This window comes from Methanogenium sp. MK-MG, assembly GCF_009914725.1.
Classification (GTDB): Archaea; Halobacteriota; Methanomicrobia; order Methanomicrobiales; family Methanomicrobiaceae; genus Methanogenium.
Genome location: NZ_JAAAWJ010000095.1, coordinates 1 through 6,025 on the forward strand (window position 1 = coordinate 1; position 6,025 = coordinate 6,025).

Genomic DNA, 6,025 nt, shown 5'->3' on the forward strand with positions numbered 1-6,025 from the left:
GACCAGCCGGAGTTTTCCTTCGGGTTTTCCCCGGGCTGCCGGGTAGCAGTAGATTCCGCCGTATGTCAGGATCTGGTGGAAATCGGCGACAAATGAACCGGAATATCTTAGTTTCCCGCCTTTTTGCTCACAGAGGCTGATGAAATTCTGGTGCCCCGGAAGCCATTCGTTCCGGATACCGCCGCTTCCGAAGAGCGTTCCTTCGGGTATCTGAATGTTCTCTTTCAGGAGCACAAAGATGCCTTCTGAATTGATGGCAAAGGTGAATACGCCGTCTCCCACCGTGATGGTAAGGACGGTCATCGGCCCGTAGAGCATATACATGGCAACTGCCAGATCCTCTCCTTTCTGCAGGGCATCCCCTCCCCGGTATATGCCGACTATCGTGCCGACTGCGAGGTTGACCTGAATCAGGGATGATCCGTCAAGCGGATCCATCACCACTGCGTAATCACCAAATGCATCGGGAAACCGGACGATATCTGCCTGCTCCTCTGATGCGATTGCCTTTACAAAACCGGATTTTCCAAGAACGGAGATGAGATGACTGTCTGCCCATTTGTCAAGGGCTGCCTGCTCTTCCCCGTAGGCATTCTCCGTTCCTGCATACGACTGGTTGTCAATGAATGCATCCCGGATGGGAACAGACTGGTAGGCGATGAGCTCAATGAGGTCTTTGAGCGGTTCCTCACATGCAGTCTCATCGAGGTATTGCCGCAGGGTCTTCATGCATCGTGATATATCTGCAGTGGTAATTATCCGTTCCCCTATTTCCCGTGATCAGGCCTCATCTCTGCTGTCGGGTACGGAGGTCTCTTCTCCGGGTATATTCTCTTGTTTTTTGTAAGTGAACTCGATTACGCCGTTTTTGAATGTGTGGGTGAGGGTTTTTTGCGCCGCCTCTTCTGCCAGGTATGACGCGCGGTAGATGATGCCACCTGTACGTGCAGAGAGGTTGAGCACTTTCCCGTCGAGGGTATAGCTGATATCTTCAGAAACCGTGCCCGGAAGTTCTGCTGTGATGGTCACGCTGTCCTGGTGTTCATGGCGTTCAAAGACCGGTTCGCGTGTGGCCGGACCTCTCTCATGCTGAGCCTCCGTTTCCATATCTTTCGGCTGGCACGCTGCAGCGATGATGATATTCACTTCTCCGGTCAGCATCTCGCCTGTCTTCATTGCCTCTTCAAAGAGTCTGCGTATCAGTTCTGTGTACTGGTTGACTCGCTCGTCCGTTTCTTCTGTCATGATATTCACTTGTTTTGTTCAGGATTCCAGAAGCTTTTCAAGGGTTCTGGTCTGTTCTTTTATTGCGGGGAAGTCCTTTTCCTTCTTCCCGAATGTGGCGTTTCTGAGCGTTTTTCTGGCCTTCTGGACTGCTGCATTATCCTGGTGGCCGAATCCTGCACGGGTGAGCACCGAGCCTGCCTTTTCCAGAACAGAACGCTCTTCCTCATTGTAGATGATGCTCCATGCAAGCCGCTCGTTCTTTTCAATGGCTTCCCGGTCAAGGGTTGCCTTCACTTTCTTCATCGCCTCTTCAAAGTGCTGCCTTGTCACCCGGACATTTGTGAGGGCGTCACAGCGTTCAGGGTCGTTCTTTTTTGCCATTGCAGTGATGAACTCCCGCATTGCACCGAGTTTTGCCTCCCTGATGAGTGCCTCGATATCTGCACCGACATACCCTTCCGTTGCGTCCACCAGTGCCTCTGTGTCGACGTCGCCTGCAAGGACTGATTCATCCTGGTCCATGTAGACGGCAAAAATTTTCCTGCGTGAATCTCTGTCGGGCGGGGGTACATAGACGACACGGTCAAACCGGCCGGGGCGCATCATTGCCTCGTCGAGCATATCCGGCCGGTTTGTTGCACCAAGGATGGTGACATTGTTCAGCTCTTCGAGCCCGTCAAGTTCGGTCAGGATCTGGCTGACCACACTCTCGGTGACATGGGACGAACCTTCGTAACTGCCCCGCCGCGGAAGCAGTGAGTCAATCTCATCAAAGAAGATGATAGACGGTGCTGCCTGGCGTGCCTTACGGAATATATCCCGGATGCCCTTCTCTGATTCTCCGACCCACTTTGAGAGGAGTTCCGGGCCCTTTACGGAGATGAAGTTGCATTCACTCTCGTTTGCGACTGCCTTTGCAAGCATGGTCTTGCCGGTACCGGGCGGACCGAAGAGCAGGATGCCGGACGGAGGGCGTGTGCCGAGCCGCTCGAAGACCTCCGGGTACTTCAGCGGCCATTCAACAGCTTCTGTGAGTTCAGCTTTGACGTCCTCAAGGCCGCCCACATCATCCCAGGTGACCTCCGGAATCTCAACGAGCACCTCGCGCATGGCAGACGGCTCGACATTGCTGAGGGCTGCCTCAAAGTCGTCGCGTGTTACCCGCAGGGTATCAAGGATCTCAAGCGGTATCTCCTCATCCATCCGGATGCCTGCCATACTCTTGCGCAGGGCATGCATCGCAGCCTCCTTTACCAGAAGCGCGATGTCGGCACCGACAAACCCGTGAGTAGACCCCGCATAGGGTTTAAGGAACTTCTTCCGGCGGCGTTCCTCGTCACTACTTCCTTCCCCCTCTGCCGCATGATCCTCTTCTGTGAGTGTGACAGACTCAAGGTCAAGCGGGACACCGCGGCTGTGAACCTGGAAGATTTCAAGCCGGCCCTTTTTGTCAGGGATGCCAATTTCAATCTCCCGGTCAAACCGGCCTCCGCGCCTGAGTGCGGGGTCAATATTGTCCGGCAGGTTTGTTGCGGCAATGACAATGACCTGACCTCTGCCCTTCAGTCCGTCCATGAGTGAAAGGAGCTGCGCTACCACCCGCTGTTCAACCTCACCTTTGGTCTCTGCACGCTTGGGGGCAATCGAATCGATTTCATCAATGAAGATGATGGTCGGTGCATTCTCCTGTGCCTCTTCAAAGACCTCCCTGAGTTTCCCCTCGGATTCACCGTAATACTTGCTCATTATTTCAGGGCCTGAAAGGCTGATGAAGTGCGCATCCACCTCGTTTGCTACCGCCTTGGCAATCAGGGTCTTGCCTGTCCCCGGCGGCCCATAGAGGAGCACACCCCTGGGCGGTTCAATGCCGAGGCGCTCAAAAATTTCCGGGTGGCGCAGCGGGAGTTCGATCATCTCACGGACCTGATCGAGTTCACGTCCGAGGCCGCCGATGTCCTCATAGTGAATGTCAGGCACATCTGTTGCCTTCTTCCCTTCCTTTGGGCTGTAAGGCTCTTCTTTGAGTTCCACGTCAGTGTTCTGTGTCACAATGCCCACGCCCTTCGGAGAGAGCTTTGTTATAACAAACGTGAGCGTGGTGCCCAGGAGGGCGACACGGAACTGCTGGCCTTCGACAACCGGACGGCCTGCAATCATCCGTGCAAACGACTGTTCAAATCCGCTGAGGCGGACCGGGTGTGTCGGCTGAATGACCACTTTTGTTGCCTCGTGCACCTCGGCCTTTCGTATACGTACCTTCTCGTCAATGCCCGCATGGGCATTGCCCCGGATATTCCCGTCAATGCGGATGATGGCCCTTCCGCGGTCTTCAGGGAATCCCGGCCATATGATGGCTGCGGCCTTCTCGCGGCCGCATATCTCAATCACATCACCGCTTCGCAGCCCGAGAGTGTTCATTACATCCGTACTGATGCGTGCAATGCCACGCCCGGCGTCTTCATGTGCTGCTTCTTTTACGGTAACCTCTGCTGGTGATAATGATGTCATATGTGCAACCTCCTCAAGTATATTTACTAATGGTAAGGGTAATGCAATATTTATATTTTTGCACGCACTATGTAAACTGGTATACTCTGAACTGGCAGGTCTGATACAAAAAATGAGGCTCAAATGACCGTTTCTAATCGTGTTATCCGGTTAACTGGTGCAGATCAGGGTGTTTGGAGATGATGGTATGTCCGGACTCTGTCACGACTGCGTCGAGAGTCTGGTCGGTTGGTTCACTGGGAATATTTTCACATTCCTGCACGGCGAATGCGACACCCACGGTTGGAAAATGAATGTGTTGTGCAAGAAACCGGTCATAGTATCCGGCACCATACCCGATGCGGTTGCCGCCGGCGTCAAATCCGAGGAGCGGAATCAGTGCCACCTCTATGTCTGCCGGGTCTGCCGGGATTTCATTCCCTACAGGCTCGGGCACATGGAATGTGCCTGGCACCAGCACATCCGTTGTCCTGATATACGAGAACCTGAGGCTGCAGTCCTCACGCTGGATGATGGGCACAATGACATGCTTCCCCTCCTCAAGCAGTGCGGTGATGAGCGGTCGGGTATCAGCTTCCGGGGGTTTGGAAGAGTAGACAAGGATTCTATCAAAGGGCGCTAAGATCTTCAGGAGGTGTTCTGTTATCTCTGCACTGCGTGCGGCATACTGTTCCGGTGTGATCTCCTGTCTGCGCAGACGCAGTGCCTGGCGCAGTCTCTCTTTGGTGGATACTGTTGTGTCCATGGTGTATGTGTCCTGTGTATATCTCAGGGTATATTCCTGAATGGTTCTGGTAAAATGGTATTTCTGCCTTTTATTCAAGCAGGTGAATGATCTCCTGCATTTCGTTGATATGGTATTGTCCCTCTGCTGTGGGCGTGCCAAAGTGGCAGTATACCATCTCTGATCCAAAGAGACCGGTAAGAACCCTGCCGTATCTCAGCTCTCTTCCCATGGTTCCGGTGCATATTGATCCGGCAGCGGCAGCCGTGAGACTCAGCAGGCGCAGCAGGTCCTCTTTTGAATGTGGTGTCGTGATTATTTTCGGGATGTTGCCATACGCCCTGAGTCTCTCCTCATATGCGCGCAGAGTATCGGCATCAGGGGTGTCGGGCAGGTGGAGGGATGCGATGACACCCGGCCCGCGCGTTTGGACCTCGCGGGCATACGCTGAAAACCGCTGTTCGATGTCAATATATGCCGCGTACGGGCACCATTGTTCAACAATTTTCCACCACTCAGCCGGGCTGCCGGAAAACGTCCCTCCCTCGGCACTGCTCCTGAGTGTTACAATAAAGGGCACGTCGCCTCTCTGGCAGACTCCCTCCGGTTCTGCACGGAAGAGATCGATGCGCAGTTCAATATAATCCGCCCCAGAATCGGCAGCTGCATCAATATCCGCCGGATTTGTCAGGGCCACAACCGTCTTCATGACTGTATTTTCCGTCTTTACAGCCTTTGTGTCCGGGCGACATTAAGTATGGTGTGCATCCGTCAGGTGGACACCTGCATTGAGAGAATTGAAACCTTCAAATGAATTCCGCCCGAACATATATGCTACCTGGTGGTCTGTTGAACGTAAATTTTGGAGGATTTGTCCCGATAAGTACTGTTGACTGGAGAGGGCGGTCGGTCTGCACGGTTTTTCTGCGTGGCTGTCCGGTTCACTGTCATTATTGCCATAACACCGAACTTCAGGGAGGTTCGGACCCTCGTCCTGTGACTGAGATTCTTGATATGATCCACTCATCCAGAATGCTCATATCCGGGGTCATATTCTCCGGCGGCGAACCGACGATGCAGAAAGATGCACTGGTAGCGCTTGCCGAAGGCTGCCGTGCAATGGGTCTTAAGGTTGGTGTCCAGACGAATGGTGTGTTTCCTGATACCCTGGAGGCACTTATCGAGCATTCGCTCATCGACCTGGTTCATCTGGATATCAAAACACGATGGGAACATTATCCCAAACTGCTGAAGGTGAAACCTGAGGTGACTGCAAAGGTGCAGCGCTCACTTGCCCTTTGCAGGGAGGCATATCTGGCAGGAGCTCTCTCTGAGTTTCAGGTAGTAGTCACGCTCTTTCCGGGCCGTGAGGATGATGTGGCATATATCTCCCGGGAGGTGCCTGATGTTGACTTTGTATTAAACCAGGGCGTTTCCGGTGGCCTTACCCCCCTGTCATTCAATGAACTGAAGGGCCTTGCAGATAAAATTCAGCGTCCTGTCCGTATACGCACACGTGATGATGGTGAAGTCACCTATAAAAACGGCCAGATCATCATCGCTGAT

Annotated in this window: 6 protein-coding genes; 1 reads left to right on the forward strand and 5 read right to left on the reverse strand. The window is 53.5% G+C overall.

Annotation, left to right across the window (positions count from 1 at the left end):
* From MKMG_RS10215 to MKMG_RS10235, 5 genes are all read right to left on the reverse strand, one after another.
* The coding region (locus tag MKMG_RS10215; protein ID WP_165077753.1) for a class 1 fructose-bisphosphatase at positions 1 to 729 on the reverse strand (729 nt) is incomplete at its 3' end.
* A gap of 51 nt (positions 730 to 780) precedes the next feature.
* Positions 781 to 1,245 carry an Hsp20/alpha crystallin family protein gene (locus MKMG_RS10220; protein WP_165077755.1) on the reverse strand — a complete coding sequence of 155 codons (465 nt, stop codon included), beginning with the start codon at positions 1,243 to 1,245 and terminating at the stop codon, positions 781 to 783.
* Positions 1,246 to 1,263: 18 nt separating this feature from the next.
* Positions 1,264 to 3,735 (reverse strand): CDC48 family AAA ATPase, encoded by a 2,472-nt coding sequence (locus MKMG_RS10225; RefSeq protein ID WP_165077756.1) that lies wholly within the window; start codon positions 3,733 to 3,735, stop codon positions 1,264 to 1,266.
* A gap of 142 nt (positions 3,736 to 3,877) precedes the next feature.
* Positions 3,878 to 4,480 (reverse strand): 5-formyltetrahydrofolate cyclo-ligase, encoded by a 603-nt coding sequence (locus MKMG_RS10230; protein WP_165077757.1) that lies wholly within the window; start codon positions 4,478 to 4,480, stop codon positions 3,878 to 3,880.
* A gap of 70 nt (positions 4,481 to 4,550) precedes the next feature.
* Positions 4,551 to 5,168, reverse strand: a complete 618-nt coding sequence (locus MKMG_RS10235) for a type I 3-dehydroquinate dehydratase (protein ID WP_165077758.1) — start codon at positions 5,166 to 5,168, stop codon at positions 4,551 to 4,553.
* Between the two features lie 122 nt (positions 5,169 to 5,290).
* Here MKMG_RS10235 and MKMG_RS10240 point away from each other — a divergent pair.
* Positions 5,291 to 6,025, forward strand: a 735-nt coding sequence (locus tag MKMG_RS10240; RefSeq protein ID WP_371415217.1) for an anaerobic ribonucleoside-triphosphate reductase activating protein, incomplete at its 3' end; no start/stop codon positions are given.

Coding starts and splice junctions, on each gene's coding strand:
- MKMG_RS10220 (WP_165077755.1), bottom strand. CDS start 1,245: ATGACAGAAGAAACGGACGAGCGAGTCAACCAGTACACAGAACTGATA.
- MKMG_RS10225 (WP_165077756.1), bottom strand. CDS start 3,735: ATGACATCATTATCACCAGCAGAGGTTACCGTAAAAGAAGCAGCACAT.
- MKMG_RS10230 (WP_165077757.1), bottom strand. CDS start 4,480: ATGGACACAACAGTATCCACCAAAGAGAGACTGCGCCAGGCACTGCGT.
- MKMG_RS10235 (WP_165077758.1), bottom strand. CDS start 5,168: ATGAAGACGGTTGTGGCCCTGACAAATCCGGCGGATATTGATGCAGCT.